The sequence below is a fragment of the Paenibacillus sp. FSL P4-0176 genome (assembly GCF_037975265.1).
In the GTDB taxonomy this organism is placed as follows: Bacteria; Bacillota; Bacilli; order Paenibacillales; family Paenibacillaceae; genus Paenibacillus; species Paenibacillus amylolyticus.
On record NZ_CP150242.1, the window covers coordinates 7085028 to 7102658 of the forward strand.

The 17631-nt window shown below is 45.8% G+C and carries 13 protein-coding genes; 6 read left to right on the forward strand and 7 right to left on the reverse strand.

Annotated elements, in window-relative coordinates:
* Nucleotides 1-22: 22 nt before the first annotated feature.
* The 4 genes from MKY95_RS32350 to MKY95_RS32365 form a co-directional block, all read right to left on the reverse strand.
* The gene (locus MKY95_RS32350; protein WP_017691550.1) at nucleotides 23-193 is read right to left on the reverse strand and encodes an aspartyl-phosphate phosphatase Spo0E family protein; all 171 of its coding nucleotides are present in this window, start codon (nucleotides 191-193) and stop codon (nucleotides 23-25) included.
* Between the two features lie 257 nt (nucleotides 194-450).
* Entirely contained in the window at nucleotides 451-1833 is a 1383-nt protein-coding gene (locus MKY95_RS32355; protein WP_036611685.1) for a hypothetical protein, read from the reverse strand.
* Nucleotides 1834-2105: 272 nt separating this feature from the next.
* Nucleotides 2106-3023, reverse strand: a complete 918-nt coding sequence (locus MKY95_RS32360) for an aldo/keto reductase family oxidoreductase (protein WP_036611688.1) — start codon at nucleotides 3021-3023, stop codon at nucleotides 2106-2108.
* Between the two features lie 147 nt (nucleotides 3024-3170).
* Nucleotides 3171-4061: a diacylglycerol kinase family protein gene (locus MKY95_RS32365; protein ID WP_036611691.1), complete on the reverse strand. Its 891-nt coding sequence runs from the start codon at nucleotides 4059-4061 to the stop codon at nucleotides 3171-3173.
* Nucleotides 4062-4410: 349 nt separating this feature from the next.
* Between MKY95_RS32365 and MKY95_RS32370 the strand changes: the two genes are divergently transcribed.
* The 3 genes from MKY95_RS32370 to MKY95_RS32380 all read left to right on the forward strand — a co-directional run bounded on the left by MKY95_RS32370 (nucleotide 4411) and on the right by MKY95_RS32380 (nucleotide 9051).
* The gene (locus MKY95_RS32370; RefSeq protein WP_051447233.1) at nucleotides 4411-5928 is read left to right on the forward strand and encodes a leucine-rich repeat domain-containing protein; all 1518 of its coding nucleotides are present in this window, start codon (nucleotides 4411-4413) and stop codon (nucleotides 5926-5928) included.
* Between the two features lie 310 nt (nucleotides 5929-6238).
* On the forward strand, nucleotides 6239-7579 hold the full coding sequence (locus MKY95_RS32375; RefSeq protein ID WP_036611696.1) for a glycoside hydrolase family 30 protein: 1341 nt from the start codon (nucleotides 6239-6241) through the stop codon (nucleotides 7577-7579).
* A 311-nt stretch (nucleotides 7580-7890) separates the two neighbouring features.
* Nucleotides 7891-9051, forward strand: coding sequence for an MFS transporter (locus MKY95_RS32380; RefSeq protein ID WP_339196137.1), 1161 nt, complete (start codon nucleotides 7891-7893; stop codon nucleotides 9049-9051).
* Nucleotides 9052-9188: 137 nt separating this feature from the next.
* Here MKY95_RS32380 and MKY95_RS32385 read toward each other — a convergent pair whose 3' ends face one another.
* A complete protein-coding gene (locus MKY95_RS32385) occupies nucleotides 9189-10151 on the reverse strand; it encodes an endo-1,4-beta-xylanase (RefSeq protein ID WP_036611704.1) in 963 nt (320 codons plus the stop codon).
* Between the two features lie 260 nt (nucleotides 10152-10411).
* Between MKY95_RS32385 and MKY95_RS32390 the strand changes: the two genes are divergently transcribed.
* The gene (locus MKY95_RS32390; protein WP_339196140.1) at nucleotides 10412-12706 is read left to right on the forward strand and encodes a 5'-nucleotidase C-terminal domain-containing protein; all 2295 of its coding nucleotides are present in this window, start codon (nucleotides 10412-10414) and stop codon (nucleotides 12704-12706) included.
* A 144-nt stretch (nucleotides 12707-12850) separates the two neighbouring features.
* On the opposite strand, the gene MKY95_RS32395 is transcribed toward MKY95_RS32390, so the two are convergent.
* A complete protein-coding gene (locus MKY95_RS32395) occupies nucleotides 12851-13540 on the reverse strand; it encodes a hypothetical protein (RefSeq protein ID WP_339196142.1) in 690 nt (229 codons plus the stop codon).
* Nucleotides 13541-13877: 337 nt separating this feature from the next.
* Here MKY95_RS32395 and MKY95_RS32400 point away from each other — a divergent pair, with 337 nt between their 5' ends.
* On the forward strand, nucleotides 13878-14234 hold the full coding sequence (locus MKY95_RS32400; protein WP_339196144.1) for a hypothetical protein: 357 nt from the start codon (nucleotides 13878-13880) through the stop codon (nucleotides 14232-14234).
* Nucleotides 14235-14456: 222 nt separating this feature from the next.
* On the forward strand, nucleotides 14457-15902 hold the full coding sequence (locus MKY95_RS32405; protein ID WP_036611715.1) for a DEAD/DEAH box helicase: 1446 nt from the start codon (nucleotides 14457-14459) through the stop codon (nucleotides 15900-15902).
* A 79-nt stretch (nucleotides 15903-15981) separates the two neighbouring features.
* Here the strand turns inward: MKY95_RS32405 and MKY95_RS32410 are convergent, their stop codons facing one another.
* Nucleotides 15982-17394, reverse strand: coding sequence for a DKNYY domain-containing protein (locus tag MKY95_RS32410; RefSeq protein ID WP_036611717.1), 1413 nt, complete (start codon nucleotides 17392-17394; stop codon nucleotides 15982-15984).
* Between the last annotated feature and the right edge of the window lie 237 nt (nucleotides 17395-17631).

Here is a 17631-nt window from a genome sequence, read left to right on the forward strand (position 1 = left end):
ACGCAAATGTAAATAGGCGAACTTAATTCATCGCCTTTCCTACCTTGGCTCTGTTGTATTGATTAATAAGCCCGTCCAGGACTACGGATTGCTGGATCACTTCCGGATGAAGCAGACTACCGTATTCCATATGCATGCGATATAACAACTGTCTGGCATCTTCGATCCGTGATATCAAATCCAGGCGATCCATAGTACCCCTCCTTTTTGTCATATTTTAGTGTATTATGCCAATCATAAGCGCATGTGAGATACGACATACTTATTCTTCCACTTTGATACACAAAAAAAGAACGCTTCTGAAATGAATTCAGAAGCGTTCTTTACTTTTATTAAGTTCCAAATCCATGATCAGCGGGTCTCATAATTTCGGGGTTCGGGCTTTCGGGATTCGGGCTTTCCTTGCTTGGGACAGGTTCCGTAGCAGGAGCTACGATGAATACAACGATACTACAGGTAGCTATCAGCAAAGCCAACTTTCTCTTCATTGAGTTTCTGCACCTCACTAATTATCATTTTGTATTGCTGTTTCGCCGTCTCAGATGCAAATTCCCGGTATTGCTCAAACAGTCCGACACCTCTAAGCATACCTCGTCCACTGCTAATTTCAATAGAAAATTTTAAACTATCTAGCACAAATTCTATACCTAAATGATACTCGTCTTTCTTTAAATAATATGCACCCAAATCTGCTAAAAGTCGTAAATATCGATCATCCGTAACTTGTCTGCTTACTTTACCAATTCGGTTACTCTGTTCCTGATAAGTGAAGTAGGATTCATACTGTTTGAGAACATGATCAATATCCTTATCATAGCGATTAGCCGCCGTTACAATATCACAAAGCGCTGGGAATATCTCATTTTCCTTCGTCGAGATATACGCCAGGTAATCTGGTAATACCTCAAACTGTCCACCCATTAAATGATATATATATCGATTAGCTTCAGCCCATTCTTGAAACTGATTCATAACTACGATTTCATCTTTATCCGGGTTCCTCACCCAGCGATTATCCGAATATAAAGAAACATATTTAAGTGCCTCAGTGTAGTCCTTCAATTGATAACAGGCACTTCCTGCAGCTAGATCGGAGTATAGAATATAGAAAACAATTGGTCTTTTTGTCTCTTCTTGTTTCCTTCGGCCATTCATCTCATAATGGATGGACGCTTTTATTTTCAATTTTTCAGATAACTCCTGAACCTTGTCCCATCTATGCAATGCTCCAAAAGCATTAATCAGTTCGTTAAGCGCATCCAACTGGTAGCGTTCATCCAGCCGATCCACATAATATTCGAACCGAGATGCAATAATCAGATTTCGGTGCTGATCATTGGTTAGCCCCAACCTGAACAGTCGATACTGACAGAGTGCAAGCCGCTCGGAATGTTGCATTTTCTCACTCTCGGCGATGTTTTCATATAGAAGGATGGCTGCTTTGAATTTACCCGCTTGGTAGAACTCTTCAGCCACATCAAATAACAAAGGAATATAGGATAGATTATCCATCATCAGACGAATAACCTCTTCAATACAGTCCAACTTGTCCAACTCGGCACAGCGATGAAGGAAGGGTCCCAGTCTTCGCCAGTCCGGGGTCGCGTGTACAAAACACTCGTCTATGTATAACTCATAGAAGTAACCTTCTTCCAGTCTCATGGCGGAAGTAATGCGATCCAACTGCTGCATGGCAATAGGCCGATTTTTATTCAAAATATTGCTGAGCGTACCCGAATTAATCCCTGACGTTTCCGAAAAATGACTAATGGACATCTGTTCACGCTTCAGATAACTTTCCAAGTGATCGCGTATCGTGGTTGTCGACTCCAAACGAACACCACCCTCCAAAATAAAAAACATAAACGGGATTATCGGTATGCAAAAGTAATTATATGTAATTAGAAAGTATCGGTCAATATAATAATTTCAACTAATTTGTATTAAAACCATTTTAATCCTTTTATAAAACGGACAATCCTATCCTTATTTTATATCGGAAACACGTCTGGCATCAAACCTGAAATTAGACAAAAAACACGAGCCATCTACGGGCTCGTGCTCTCAACTGACTCAGCAGTCAGTATACTCACTATAACTTGGATTTAAGGCAGTATATTACCTGCCGCACGGTAAATTTCATACCACTCTGGACGAGTGAGATGAACATCTCCTGCTTTTACACAGTCTTGCAGACGTTCAATGTTCATCGTGCCTGTCACAGGTTGCATCTGCGCAGGGTGACGAAGCAACCATGCGATTGCAATCGTTGTATTGCTCACGTCATACTTCACAGCAATCTCGTCAATCTTTGCATTCAATTCCGGGAACTTGTCGCTACCCAGGAATACACCTTCGAAGAATCCGTACTGGAACGGGGACCACGGCTGAATGGTGATATCATGCAGACGACAGTAATCAAGAATGCTACCGTCACGGTTAACCGCGGCATCGTTCTCCATGTTCACATTAATGCCACTGTCAATCATCGTGGTATTGGTAATACTCATCTGCAACTGGTTGGCTACCAGTGGCTGTTTCACGTATTTTTTCAACAATTCGATCTGGTTCGGATTCTGGTTGGATACCCCGAAGTGACGCACTTTACCTTCGCGCTCCAGTTGATCAAAGGCTTCAGCCACTTCCTCCGGCTCAACCAATGCATCAGGACGGTGCAACAGCAGAACGTCAAGATATTCCGTTTTCAGACGTTGCAGGATGCCATCGACTGAATTCAGGATGTGCTCTTTGGAGAAATCAAACATGCCTTTGCGGATACCGCATTTGGATTGAAGAATCATATTTTCACGAACTTGGGGATTCATCTGTACTGCTTCGGCGAAGATCTCCTCACATGTTCCTGTACCATAAATGTCGGCATGGTCAAAGAAATTCGCGCCAACCTCCATTGCAGAACGAACAAAATGTTCGGCTTCCTTACCGTCTAGTGAATTAATCCGCATGCAGCCCACCGCGACTACAGGTACTTCTAGTGCACTGCTGCCCAATTTAATCGTTCTCAAGATGTTTTCCCTCCATATTCGAATATTATCGTGTATCTTACCTTTGATTGTGACATATATCTGCAATCGGTTTCAATAGCTTTATCCTACATTCATATGGAGAAATGATAGGTTCTTCATTCCAGCCTATAGATCCAAAAGAATAAACTATACTTCTTCCGGTATAATGACCTCAATATGCCTTGGCAGGACACGGATATGAATCGGCAGGGCAGGACCTTCTTCCCCATCTACATTAGTGCGAATGGCTTCGTCTGAGCGAACATGAACTTCTTTGGCTGTAAAATAGTCCACGTCCTTATGGTCTTTCAGACTACCAAATAACAGGGAGGTGCCCAGGGTCAGACTGTTGAACACACTGATATTACGAACAACAAAACAATGTATCAGACCATCGTCCACCTCTGCATCCGGGGACAACTTCTCGAATCCTCCGACCGAGTTGGTCAGCGCCGCCAGAAAAAGTGGCGATTCCCCCTCCCAGAGCTGTCCGTCATATTCGATGGTTAGATGATTGGCTGGTGTATTCACCAGGTCTTTCAAGCCTTCTTTGAGATATGCGAATGATCCCAACTTCGACTTTTCTTCCGAGGATACGGAGAACAAAGCTTCTGCCAAAGAACCTGCAGCCACAACGTTGGCAAACAGGCGATCATTGATTTTCCCCAGATCCACGATATGGGTCTGATTCGAACGTAACTGCCTAATGGCTTCTTCCGGGTCAAGCGAGATATTCAGCGCACGCGCAAAATCATTCACCGTACCTAGCGGTATAACGCCTAATCGGGGACGATGATCCTGATCCATCATGCCGTTAATCGTCTCATGCAGCGTACCGTCGCCTCCGATGGAGATGACCAGATCACAGCCGTCTTTGCAGGCGCTCAGACAGTAGTTGGTGGCATCACCTTCCCCGGCCGTCTCATTAACCACCACCTCATACTGCTGTGACTCCAGAATTTCTCTGACTTGGGACACATACTGCTCGGCCTCTTCCTTACCTGACGATGGATTACTAATGATCATGGCTTGGCGCATACTCACATCTTCCCCTCCAAATTGGCATCTTTACTTCATCTTTACCCTTTTCAAGGGTGGGTTGAATAGGGTCTGCGGGAGATGTTTTATTTTTTTTGATAAACATGTCTCTGAAGAGTGCAGAGCAGGGTTTGTTTCATATAGAATAGAAGTAGAGAAATACCCATTACGAAATTCCTTGTTCCTTTTTCCCGTTGACGGGTTAATAACTATAGATGTGCTTTGAGCCGAACCTGTATATGTTAAACTCTTCAATTCACACTGAACACTCCCGTGGGCAGAACAACCTTCACTAACTCAATCTGTTCGGATTATTTTATAATTCTAAAAATCGGAGGGAATGCATGCAATGAGAAGAATGACGCTATTATTTCTAGTATTCATCCTTAGTCTCGGGGCATCGGGGCAAGCCATGGCTTACACAACTACGGACTTGGGCGAGGGAATCATTGAAGATCCCGCTTTGGAGGACGGACTGAAGTTAATCCTGAACAAACCTCTGGATATGCCATTAACTTCAACGGATCTGGAGCAGCTTGAGGTGGTGGATCTGAGCAATGCAGGTATTCACAGCCTGTCCGGTCTCGAATATGCAACCAATCTGACTCACCTCCGATTATATGGGAATGAGATTGAGGATCTCACACCGCTGGCGCACCTAACCCAGCTTCGCGAGATCGATGTTCGCAATAATTACATTACATCCATAGATGCACTTACTGAATTAAAAGACTTGGGACGGCTGTATATCAGCAACAATTCCATTTCTTCCATAGAGGTTGTACGTGGGTTCAACCGATTACATACGTTCCACGCCAGTGGTAACCAGATTGCCAGTCTTGCGGCCCTCTCGGATGCGGATGCACTGAAGTGGCTTGAGATCTCGAACAATACGATTAACGATCTGACACCGCTCATGGGTAAAACCCGGCTCCAACAACTCAATGTAGCAAACAACCAGGTTCAGACGCTGGACGTACTGGCTGAATTGCCAAATACACTGCGGAATCTGAATGTGGCAGGTAATCAAATCACGGATCTGACACCACTGGAGCATATGACACGCCTTCGGACACTTGATATCTCTGGTAACCAAGTACAGCATCTCAAGGGGCTTGAGGAACTGACTGGGCTGACAGAGCTGAATGCAGAGTCCAATCAGATCTATGATCTGGAACCTTTACGGCAGCTTTCCAGCCTGGACGTGTTGAAATTATCCAACAACCGGGTGTGGGATCTGACACCGATCGCAGGTTTTACGTTTACCCGTGATCAGTCAGCGACAAATGTTATACAGGATATCTCGGCGTCTACCTCGTTATCCTCGGGTATTCAGACGTCTGTCTCAGAGGTTGAGCCTGCCGGACTCACGGTGCAGAACAATTATCTGGATGTTGTGAGTGGCAGTCATACAATGCAACTTCTGAATCGGATGAATGTGCGGGAGCAGAAACGAACGCCCCAGGGCAGCTTTCAGCGTCTAATCGAAGGGTCTACCACCGCCTATGTTGGGGATCGTGCTTACGCACTGGATGCTGCACCTTTTATCGATGAAGGGCGGACCTATGTGCCTCTGCGTTTTGTCTCGGAGCAGTTAGATGCCCGTGTGAACTGGAACAGCGGTACGCGCGAAGCTGTGATCACACAGAATGATAAGACCATCCGCTGGAGCGTGGGCAACAAACAAGTTGTCGTGAATGATACACTTGCGATCAATGATGCTCCTCTTCTGATGAAAGATGGTAAAGCTTTTGTACCGGTTCGCTTCATCTCGGAGCAATTCAATACCTCTGTTGGTTACATCGGAAGCAGCAAAACGATTCTGATTTTTGAAAATAAACAGCTTGGTGAGAGTGTACAGCCTTAAGTTGTGTCTCACGTTCATTTACAGCCATAAGAGAATATGAGAAACATAGCGCAAGTCCCCGTCTGAATAATCAGCGGGGATTTTGTTGTGTTATGACAGTTGTGTTAAGACATTGGATAATGGTATATGGACATCGCCGATCACAAGCAAATACAGCATACGATCTGTCTATGCGAATACGAACTCGTAATACTCCATCTTCGATTAGGGTAAATTTCACACGGTTTAGCATATCTTCTTTTGCCGTGGGAGTTGTTATACTGAACGTAATATATATGACAACTGAGGTTCAAGCGAGGAGGAAATTCACATGACATTCACGCTCACTGGTTATTCCACAACCCAAGACAGCCCGTGGAGAGAGCTATCTTTTGTGCCAACTAATGAAAGCGCTAACCTAAAACTCACGGGTGAACAGCACCAACTTGTGGAAGGGTTTGGCGGATGTTTCAACGAGCTTGGTTATATGGCTCTGTCCCATTTGAATGAGGAGCAGCGCCATGAGGTATTTCACTCTCTTTTCCATCCCGAGGGCGAGCACAAGTTTAACATCTGTCGCCTGCCGATCGGCGCAAGTGATTATGCAGAGCAGTGGTACAGCCACAACGAGGTGGACGGCGACGTGGCCATGGAACATTTTTCGATCAAACGTGATTTCAAATATCTGATTCCTTACATCAAGGAAGCTCTGACTTATAACCCGAACCTGCAATTCTTCGCCTCGCCATGGAGTCCGCCAACGTGGATGAAGTCGCCCAAAGCCTATAACTATGGGACACTGCGCTGGGAGAAAGATATTCTGGAGGCCTACGCCCTGTATTTCGTAAAGTTTGTACAGGCTTACCGTGACGCAGGCATTACGATCCATCAGGTGCATGTGCAGAACGAAGTGATTGCAGATCAGAAATTTCCTTCTTGCATGTGGACAGGCGAGCAGCTTCGTGAGTTTATCGGCGATTATCTGGGCCCGGCTTTTGACCAACACGGTCTGGATACGGAGATCTGGCTGGGAACGATCAACGCCCCTGATCCATGGGAGGAATTAATCAAGAAAAAAACGAATGACTTCGATGAGTACGCCGGGCTTGTCCTGAGTGATGCAAAGGCCTATTCCTATATCAAAGGTGTTGGATATCAGTGGGCAGGCAAAAATGCGATTCAACGTACCTCGGCGAGTTATCCGGAGCTGCGTTATATGCAGACCGAGAACGAATGCGGTGATGGCAACAACTCATGGAACTATGCCAAGTATGTATATAATCTCTATCAGCACTACTTCAGCAACGGAGTGAACGCGTACATCTACTGGAACATGGTTCTGGAACCCAAAGGCCGCAGCACATGGGGCTGGGAGCAGAACTCCATGATTACGATAGATCCAGACAATAAGGAGGTTACTCGTAACCCGGAGTATTATGTGATGAAACACTTCGCGCATCATATTGTTCCTGGTGCTCGAAGAGTCGGTCTGTCAGGCGCGTGGAGCGGGAAATCCGTTGCTTTTCGCAACCCGGATAACAGTCTCATTATTGTCATCAACAATCCATTCCAGGACCGTCGTGACCTGTATCTAACCCTTGAAGAAGGACAGACCCTACACATGGAGCTGGAAGCCGATTCATTCAACAGCATGGTTATTCATCCGAAATAACTAATCCAACACATCGTTAAAAACGCGAACATCAATAGCGTCAGGCCCCAAGGATTCCCCGGGCCGGCGCTATTTTTCATGGGCCATTCAATGCCTAATGTCACCATTATTGCTACTGTAGAACACAAACCGAAGACAACTTAAAGAAATGACGTTTCACCTTTTATATTTACAAATCTATAAATATAGATATAATGTAATCCAGAGAACTTACTCTCATGTCCATCATATTATAGGAGGCAAGGCAGGCTCATTTCGACACAATATATCTACTTTTCTGTATATTTAAATTTATTGGAGGTACGCTTTGCATGAAATCACAACAGGTCAATCCACTCCTTATCCTGATTCTGGCACTCGGGGTATTCGGGATTATTACAACAGAAATGGGAATTGTGGGGGTACTGCCTCAGGTTGCGAATAAATTCAACATTACGGCTGCACAGGCAGGTTGGCTGGTCAGTATATTTGCGCTAGTCGTAGCCATTGCGGGCCCTTTTCTCACCTTGCTGGCATCCGGGATGAATCGCAAAATTATCCTTTTAGCCGCTGTGCTGATGTTTGCCATTTCAAACGTGGTCTATGCCTACGCCACAACATTTGATACCATGCTTATCTTCCGTATCATTCCCGCGTTATTCCATCCCGTCTTCTTTTCCGTAGCCCTGGTCACCAGTGCCCAACTTGTTCCGGCAGAGAAAAGCAGTCAGGCCGTCGCCAAAGTATTCACCGGAGTTACCGCGGGCTTTGCCTTGGGCGTGCCACTCACATCGTATCTTGCTGAACGCCTATCCCTCGAAATCGCCTTCCTGTTTGGAGCGATGGTCAGTGTGGTCGCTTTGATCGGCATATGGATCTGGCTACCCTCGATGCCCGTGAAGGAAAAGATGTCCTATGGCAAGCAGCTCGGTATTCTGCGCAAACCTGGATTATGGCTGAATGTTGCCGCAGTCATTTTTATATTCGCCGCCATGTTCTCCGTGTACAGCTATTTCGCCGAGTATCTTGGACAGGTCACCCACATGAGCGGATCATGGATCAGTGTCATGCTGACCGTCTTTGGTGTCGTCATGATCATCGGAAATTTGGGGTTTGGACAGTTTCTGCGTAAGAGCGTGGTCCGCACTGTCCTCATGTTCCCCCTTCTGTATGTAGCAGCTTACGCACTCGTCTATTGGGTCGGTCCCCACTTCATGTGGATGGTTATTGTAGTCATCCTCTGGGCATCCGTGCATTCAGGAGGATTAATTGTAAGCCAAACCTGGTTAACCGCTGAAGCGCAGGACGCGCCTGAATTCGGCAACAGCTTGTATGTATCCTTTTCCAACCTCGGTATTACCCTGGGTACTGCTATCGGCGGATGGTTCATCGCAAACCTGGGAATACATCAACTGATCTGGAGCGGAATGATATTTGCGCTGATCGCTTTTGTCTTGATTTGGATTAAAATTAAATGTTTCCCTGCACCATAAATTGCCGAACACTGTTGAGACAAAGCATTAACACAAAAAGCGCCATGTTCCCATGCTTAACATGTGGAACAGGCGCTATTTGGTGTTATATGATTACCGGATTTACAAAGGATGCTCCGACTCGTCAAAACGCACGCTTAAGGATTGTTCGCCAGGTAATTTCTCAGCCATTGCATAGCCGGACGTTCTGTACCGTTGCTATTGACCAAGTGAGAGCCAGCCTGCCAGGTTTGATTCTGGTTGTAACCCCACAGCGTCACACCTTTAACAGCAGAGTGTTTCCACAGCACAGGGAATTTCTGCTGATAACGTTGCAATTGTGTATTATCGTCACCTGTCATATCCAGCTCGGATACATAGATTGGTAGCCCTGTAGCCGCAAGCTTGTTCAGTACCGTGTTCATTGTGTTCACAGAAACGTTGTCCATATTGAAGTAATGCGCCTGGATTCCAATACCATCAACTAGACCTCTGTTTTTCAAAAGGTTGATAATCTGGATATATTGGTCCGCTTTAGCAGGATCACCGATAATACCATATTCATTAATTAACAATTTGGAGTTAGGGAAGGCTTGTCTCGCCTGTTGGAATGACCAGATAACCCAATCCCAACCCGTTGCCCCATCTCCACCAATGGCATTGCGATAGGATGGTTTCGCATGCAGAGGTTCATTCACCACATCAACGAAGGCAGACTTCGAATACCGTTGTCCTGCGGCTTTAATCCATTGTGTCACTTCAGCCTTCTGATCTGCGGCTGAGAGACTGTTAATCCAATTTGGCTGTTGATTTCCCCATACGAGCGTATGGAACTTGAACGGAAATCCGTTGTTGTTAGCATAGTTGTAGGCCATGTCCGCCTGGCCCCAATTCATTACGTTGCGTGTGCCTTCAACAGCATCCCACTTGGTTGAGTTCTCCGGAGTTACCTGATTCCAATATGGACTAAAATTCGAAGGAACCTGGTTGGCAATAATATTGCCCAGAAATTTGCTACCTTTCGCCAGACCAGCGCTCACACTACCAACCGCAACAGAAGCAGCGAGAATCCCTACCAATGCCAGTGAGCCGACTGTTTTGAACCACTTAGACTTAATCAATGATTTTCCTCCTTAGTATTCTTTTTTGTAAAGCGCTTACAAACATCATTTTACTGGATAATTTTGGTTTTTAACACCTGTCAAATTATAGTATTTTATTGTAAAAAAATAGATTTAAATGCTTTTTCTGAAGTTATTTATAGATTCACTCACTTAAATCCAACATAACTCTTACATTGGAGTTTACATTCACCACATGTTTATCTAGTATGAAATGATACATATCTTTACACACACTAGATAACAAGGGAGATTACAACATGCGCAAAATTTCAACGAAACGTTTCGCCGGATGGCCTTTATCTTTCCTCTTATGTGCCTCCATTTTGTTCGCCCCTTTTGCTTCCACTCCGGTTCAGGCTGCTGAGGCAGACAAGGAGACCAAGATTACGTTGCTGGGTACATCGGATATACATGGTCGATTCATGCCGTGGGACTATGCTCTGGACGGTCCAAACCCAGCCGGTAGCATGACACAGCTCTACACCATTGTGAAAAAAGTCCGTGCGGAGAATCCCAATACGATCCTGCTGGATGCAGGAGACATGATTCAGGATAACTCGGCTGAGTTGTTTAATGATCAACCTCAATCTCCCATGATGGTTGCAATGAACGAAATGAAATATGACGCATGGGTTATGGGTAACCATGAGTTTAACTTTGGACTGGACGTACTGGAGAAAATCTCTTCCCAATTCAATGGACAGCCTCTCGTGGGTAACATTTTCAAAGAAAACGGCGACCGCTACATGCCTGCCTATACGATTATCGAGAAAGACGGAATCAAAGTGGGTGTTATCGGAATGAACACACCTATGATTACCGAGTTTGAGAAAGGGACGGATCACCTGGACGGCATCATCGTCAAAGATCCTGTGGAAGAGACCAAAAAGGCCATTGCTGAGCTGAAAGGCAAAGTCGATGTCATGGTTGGACTCATGCATATGGGATTGGACAACGAGAACGGTAATCCGGGAACCGGAGTGACGGATATCGCCAATGCCAACCCGGAGCTGGCTGCCATTTTTGCCGGACACATGCATACTTTGATTGAATCCCAAACGGTTAACGGCGTATTGATCTCCGAACCGAATAAATATGGCTCACATATCTCTCGAATTGACCTTACATTTGAAAAAGACGGCGACAAAGTTGTGCTGAAAAGCAAGGAAGCTCAAGCACTCGCTGTAAAAGCAGCAGACGGAACGTATGAAGTCTCCGATCCTGCGCTGGAAGAGACTTTGCACCCGTTCCACGAGTTCGCTCGTGCCGATGCCAACATCGAAGTGGCTGAACTGAAAGGAACGAACCTGGTCCCTGCTGATGAGATTAAGGGTATCCCTGCGGTGCAGATCCAGGAAACACCTTTGTCTGATTTTTTCACCGAAGTGATGTTGCATTACAGTGATGCCGATGTGGTCGCGCATCAGATTGATAACGACAAAGCCAAGCTGGATGTAGGCCCGATTAAGAAAAAGGATATTGCATTCAACTACCAATACACCTTTGGTGAAGTGACCGTATATGAAGTAACCGGACGCGATCTAATGGATTATATGGAGTGGTCTGCGGGGTACTTCAACTCCACACGCCCGGGTGATGTGACCGTCAGCTTTGATCCGAAACGACGTGCTTCCAAATACAGCACCGATGATTTCTTCGGCGGCGTAACGTATGAGATTGACCTGACCAAACCATACGGTAATCGGATTACAAATCTCAAGTACAGCAATGGGTCAGTGGTCAAAGAAGATGATACGCTGAAACTTGGCATGAACGCCTATCGAATGGAAGCGCTGATTGCCAAAGGTGGTGCCATGGAAGGGCGTAAGTTCAAGCAACTCTGGTCCTCCAAGGACGCCTCGGCATTTGGTGAGATTCAAGGCACGATTCGCAACCTGTCCATCGCCTATCTGAAAGATGTCATGAAAGGTGTCTACGAACCGAAGATTCAACACAACTGGAAAATCACTGGCGTAGACCTGACTGCACCGGAACGTGTAGATGTGGTGGAGTTAGTTAACGATGGCATCATGTCTGTGCCAACAACGGAAGATGGCAAGTACACCAACATTGCCTCCATTAACATTTTAGATGCAGTGACTCAAGAAGAGATTGATACATTATCTGCCAAAGCAGGTGTGAATGCAGCACAATTTGCAGGCGTGAAAACCAAGGGAGCGTTCTATCAACAGCTGAACAAAGCTCGCAAATCGTCAGGCAATGGCGAGGGAGCAACTACTCCTACACCTGAGAAGCCGACAACGCCAACAGTACCAAAACCAACACCAACTCCAGGCACGCCGAAACCTGGTAAACCATCCACACCAAGCACTGGTAAACCGGGAACTGTCATCAAAGGCAAACAAGCCAAGGTTACTGCGGCTTACCTGAACGTACGCGCTGGCGCTTCATCCAAAGCGAAGGTCGTTGCTGCGGTACCAAAGGGCACCCTGCTTGAGGTGATCAGTACAGACAAATATGGCTGGGTAAAAGTGAAGCTGGATGGACGTGTAGCATTTGTATACGGGAAATATGTGAGTATTTTGAAATAAGTAAAATCGTTACGCACTACGCTTAACGAAAAAGAAAAAGGGCGATTCTCCCATGAATATCATGGTCAGGATCGCCCTTTGTTATGTTAAACGAATGGTTATGCGTATGGCCCTTCCTCTACTGCTCTAGGGGAATGAAGTCATTTAGCCTTGTGGTTGGTTCTTGATTTTATCCATAAAAGCGTCCAGCTGGATGCCATTCGTTTGTTCCATAAAATCACGCAATTCCTCCGATTCCCCCTCGTAGGCGGCAAGTACGTAGTCATCATCGACAATATAGTACGTGCCGTAGCGAGTGAATGAATATCCTCCCTGCTGTTCTCCGGTCGTCCCCTTTTTGACTACAGCGATAATCTTCATACCTGGTTTAAGTTCAGGCTCCACACCTGCGAAGTCAGCGTTGTAAAATAAAAAAGTATCCTCGGGTACATCATCTCCTGTTACTACTTCATTTACCTTCACCTGATAAGAGATGAATTCAGGTTGGTAGGATGTGATTCCATTAGCCCTATCCTTATCAGCCATCTTTCGTTCAGGCGTACCAGGTTTAGTCGAAAGCTCCACACGAAAACTCGGCAACACCTTCACGACCTCCGCCACAACAACCCCATCCCCAAACGCCATGACCTCATTGAAGCTAACTTCTCTCATGTTAATCGTCGCGGGGACGCCAGTGGATAGCGGATATTCCTTGCGGAGTTCCTTCATTCGATCAAAGGATAACCTGCTCCCTGCGGCATTAAACGATTCGTAAAAAGGGGACGAGCACCCGGATAGGCTGACCAGAGCCAGTACGATACTTAACAACCAACATGTCATCTTGACTCGCGGCATATCTTATCCCCCTTTTCCTGATAAAAAAATAAAACACAGACATCCATGTCTGTGCAGTCCATTAAAATTTCGGTTGTACTCGCTCCGGCCGGGTAATACGTAGTATATAAAAGTACCACTATTATAAAAATTCTTTCATGACTAGCGACATACGTGTAATATACGATTGATTATCCTATAGCTTTTTTACGGGTACCCATATGCTACCATATCCCATTTTTCAGTTCCAGCCTCAATGGAGTGATTTTTGTTCTTTATTCCATTGATGTAAAGGAACTTTGTTGTCTCTAAGACCGTCCATACTTATAGATGTATTAAAAAGGAGGTGAGCAACCCAATGTCCATTGCACGAAGGTTATCCTTACTACCAGTCATCATGCTCCTGTTAACCCTTGGATGTGCAGAGAAGTCCGTAGAACAAGGGAAAGAGAAGCCACATGTGCGAGGAATTATTACGGATTTTGAGGAAGAAAGAGGTCAGGTACTCATCGAGAATAAAGAAGATGGCGGTGTTGATTCAGGACCGATTTGGGTCTCGCTCAGCAAGGACGCCGAACTCATCGTCGGAGGAGAGATTGTCACCGTCTCTTTGGATGAGACACTCGTTGGTCGAAGTGCAGAAGTGTGGATCAATGGAGTTATTGCTCAATCTTACCCTCCCCAAACCAAGGCTGTGAAGATGGTCATTCATTAACACCAAGCATATACGCCGATACATTTCGTTTCACGTGGAACGTTATGATACACATACGAACAGCAACGGGTGGTTGCTACTAAAATCGGAAATGATGAAAACAATTTACACACTTGAAGCATTTACTCCGTTAGCCTGCCTGCATATAGAGTATAATGAAGAGGTATACGATAAATGTACGGTGCAATAATTGTACAAAAACTAACGCAAAAGAGGTAAACGATGAGCAAGCAACAATTTAAAGATTATGGACTTGGTGAAGAGATCGTAAAAGCACTGGACAGTCTGGGCTATGAGACACCAACCGAGGTTCAAACCAAAGTTATTCCGGTAGCACTAGAGAATCAGGATCTTGTGGTCAAATCACAGACAGGTAGTGGTAAAACAGCTGCTTACGGCATTCCGCTCTGCGAGCTGGTGGATTGGAATGAGAATAAGCCACAGGCTTTGATTCTTACCCCAACCCGCGAACTGGCTTTGCAGGTTAATGAAGATATTACGAATATCGGGCGCTTTAAGCGTATTAAAGCAACCGCACTATACGGACAGTCCCCTTTCCATATCCAAAAAGCGGAGTTAAAACAAAGAACCCACGTGGCTGTTGGTACGCCGGGCCGGGTTCTGGATCATATCGAACGTGGCACGCTGCCACTCGAACGGATCGCTTATCTCGTTATTGACGAGGCTGATGAGATGCTGAATATGGGCTTTATCGAGACGGTACAGGCAATCATTCAGAAACTGCCGCAGGAGCGAGTAACGATGTTGTTCTCCGCTACATTCCCTGAAGATGTAGCCAAGCTGTCACGCAAATACATGAACAAACCGGTAGAGATCGAGATCAAGGCAAGTGGACTGACAACAGCCACGATTGAACATGCTGTGATTAACGTACCAGAGGTGAACAAAACCGCACTGCTTCAGGACTTGTTCATTGTGGAAAATCCGGATAGCTGCATTGTGTTCTGCCGTACGCAGGAGAATGTGGATAAACTGTTCCGGGTCATGGCTGACCTGGACTACCCAGCAGATCGTATCCATGGTGGTATGGAGCAGGATGAGCGGATCGAAGTGATGAACGCATTCCGACGGGGACAATTCCGTTATCTGATCGCGACAGATGTAGCCGCACGTGGTATTGATATCACAAATATTACTCATGTCATCAACTACGATATTCCTTTGGAAAAAGAGGGCTATGTTCACCGTACAGGCCGTACGGGTCGCGCAGGCAAAACAGGTAAAGCCATTACGTTGATTACACCGAAAGATGGCAGACGTCTGGCTGAGATTGAATCCTATATCGGATTCGAAATCCCTGTCGTGAAGGCTCCTTCCGAGGAAGCTGTAGATCGCCGCAGAGAAGATTTTGAGAAAAGATTGAAGATCGTTCCTGAACGTAAAAAGGACAAGCGTGAACAGCTGAACCAACAGATCATGAAGCTGAACTTCAACGGAGGCAAGAAGAAGAAACTTCGCGCCGTAGACTTTGTAGGTACCATCGCCAAGCTTGAAGGGGTAACCGCAGACGACATCGGGATCATTACCATTCAGGACAATGTAACGGATGTGGAGATCCTGAACGGTAAAGGCCCGCTCGTACTGGAGCTCATGCAGAATACAACGATCAAAAAGATGCAGCTCAAGGTTCGCAAAGGTCATAAATAGTTTGGTAAACACGGTCAAACAACTAGGAATTCAAACAGGGATAGTGGACTCTTTTCTAAGTCTACCATCCCTGTTTTCATTACCTTTTCTTTTTCCGAACTGTACCGCCTTCCACCGTATACCGAAAGAGCGCATCTTCGGCGCCCCCGATATCATCCGTAACCTGAAATGTCGCTGCATCTCCCGACTTATAAACCCCACCCGTCACAAAGCTGAACACCACACGCTCATCTTTACCCCAATATTGATTCAGCATGACAAATGTACTACCGCTCACACCCTTTACCGTGCGGTTGCCATTGGCATTATACAGACCATTCTGATCCATTGCCCAACTCTGGGGATCAGCATCGAATAGATGTGTAAAGCTGGCTCGATCGATATGTTTATTTGGTTTACCCCATAGATACACACGATTGGCATCCACCGCCCAACTGCCGGAAGGTGTTATTAACTCAAACGTTGCAGCATCAGCTCCCTTGATGATCTGAAGCACATCGTCTGGATGACCGAAAGGCTGACTTGTCCGAACAACCTCGGCACGGTACACATGTTGCTGATCCTTGGAAAGTCCAAGATGCTCCGTCCCGGCATACGTTTCAAAGTGCTGAGTATCAGCTCCATCTACACGGTAACCGTTGTAATACACATGATTGCCATCACGACCAAAAGGCCCACCTAGCGGCTGGAACGTATCCGGGTCTGCTCCTTTTACAGTACGCCACTGAAAATAAACACGTTCCCGGTCCCGAGCAAACTGCTCATCCAGCGGTTCAAAGGTAGACCTGTCCGCTCCACGAACAAAGTTGAATACCGCTTTTGCTTCTCGATGAGCCGTCCCGCCCCATTCTGTTCTATAAAAAATAGACGACGCAGTCTCAACCCAATTCCCTGTGATCTGCGTAGCGCCCTCTCCACTGCGGGCATAATGCACATGCCACCAGCCATGTACGTCGGGATGATGTTCTTGCAGCCATGCCCTCACCTCATCCTTTTCCCCATTCGCGTAACGAAGAGAGCTAGACAGATGGAACAGATGGTCCTTGTCGGTGCAATAGTCGTGATGAGCAATCACAGAGTTCGTATCAATATCCTCAAATAGATGAAAATGCGTGCTGCTCTTTACATATAAATAACGTTGGTCCTGAGCAAAGTAAGGCGTATCCAGCAACAGCCGAAAGCTGCTCGGATCGGAGTCAGGCACGGCCTGATCTTCCAGATAGACATACTGAGAGTCGCAGCAGTAATCTTCATCGATCACACGAAAAGCTTCCGTATCCCGACTGAACAAACTCGCCTTATTCTTGCGGGCATTGAACCACCATATTCCCTGATGATCACGCAGATAGGCGAAGGTCAACCATCCCTTTTGATAAGTAGAGATGACTTCAAAATCCTGAGCAGTAATGCCTCCCTTAATCGGAGCGCTGGTTCCATCTTCTTCATTTTGCAATATCACTTGAAGGTCTTCATCTACAATAAACTTGTCCATGATGGTTCCCCCTCCAGATCTGTTGTAACAATTAGTCTATCCTCATTTTAACGTGTGCACCTGAGCCTCTCTACATCATCGTACTTGATATTTAGGAACATTTCCTCCGCTCTCACCGCTCAGCCACGATGAAATGAAGGTTTGTTCAGCAATGGATGGATTGTTCACTTGAAAAAGAGTCTGACCCAACTACAATATAAATGAAAGCGCTACATTTTATCTGATATCTTTCGGGAG

Coding starts and splice junctions, on each gene's coding strand:
- MKY95_RS32410 (WP_036611717.1), bottom strand. CDS start 17,394: ATGGACAAGTTTATTGTAGATGAAGACCTTCAAGTGATATTGCAAAAT.
- MKY95_RS32375 (WP_036611696.1), top strand. CDS start 6,239: ATGACATTCACGCTCACTGGTTATTCCACAACCCAAGACAGCCCGTGG.
- MKY95_RS32350 (WP_017691550.1), bottom strand. CDS start 193: ATGGATCGCCTGGATTTGATATCACGGATCGAAGATGCCAGACAGTTG.
- MKY95_RS32400 (WP_339196144.1), top strand. CDS start 13,878: ATGTCCATTGCACGAAGGTTATCCTTACTACCAGTCATCATGCTCCTG.
- MKY95_RS32370 (WP_051447233.1), top strand. CDS start 4,411: ATGAGAAGAATGACGCTATTATTTCTAGTATTCATCCTTAGTCTCGGG.
- MKY95_RS32390 (WP_339196140.1), top strand. CDS start 10,412: ATGCGCAAAATTTCAACGAAACGTTTCGCCGGATGGCCTTTATCTTTC.
- MKY95_RS32405 (WP_036611715.1), top strand. CDS start 14,457: ATGAGCAAGCAACAATTTAAAGATTATGGACTTGGTGAAGAGATCGTA.
- MKY95_RS32395 (WP_339196142.1), bottom strand. CDS start 13,540: ATGCCGCGAGTCAAGATGACATGTTGGTTGTTAAGTATCGTACTGGCT.
- MKY95_RS32365 (WP_036611691.1), bottom strand. CDS start 4,061: ATGCGCCAAGCCATGATCATTAGTAATCCATCGTCAGGTAAGGAAGAG.
- MKY95_RS32380 (WP_339196137.1), top strand. CDS start 7,891: ATGAAATCACAACAGGTCAATCCACTCCTTATCCTGATTCTGGCACTC.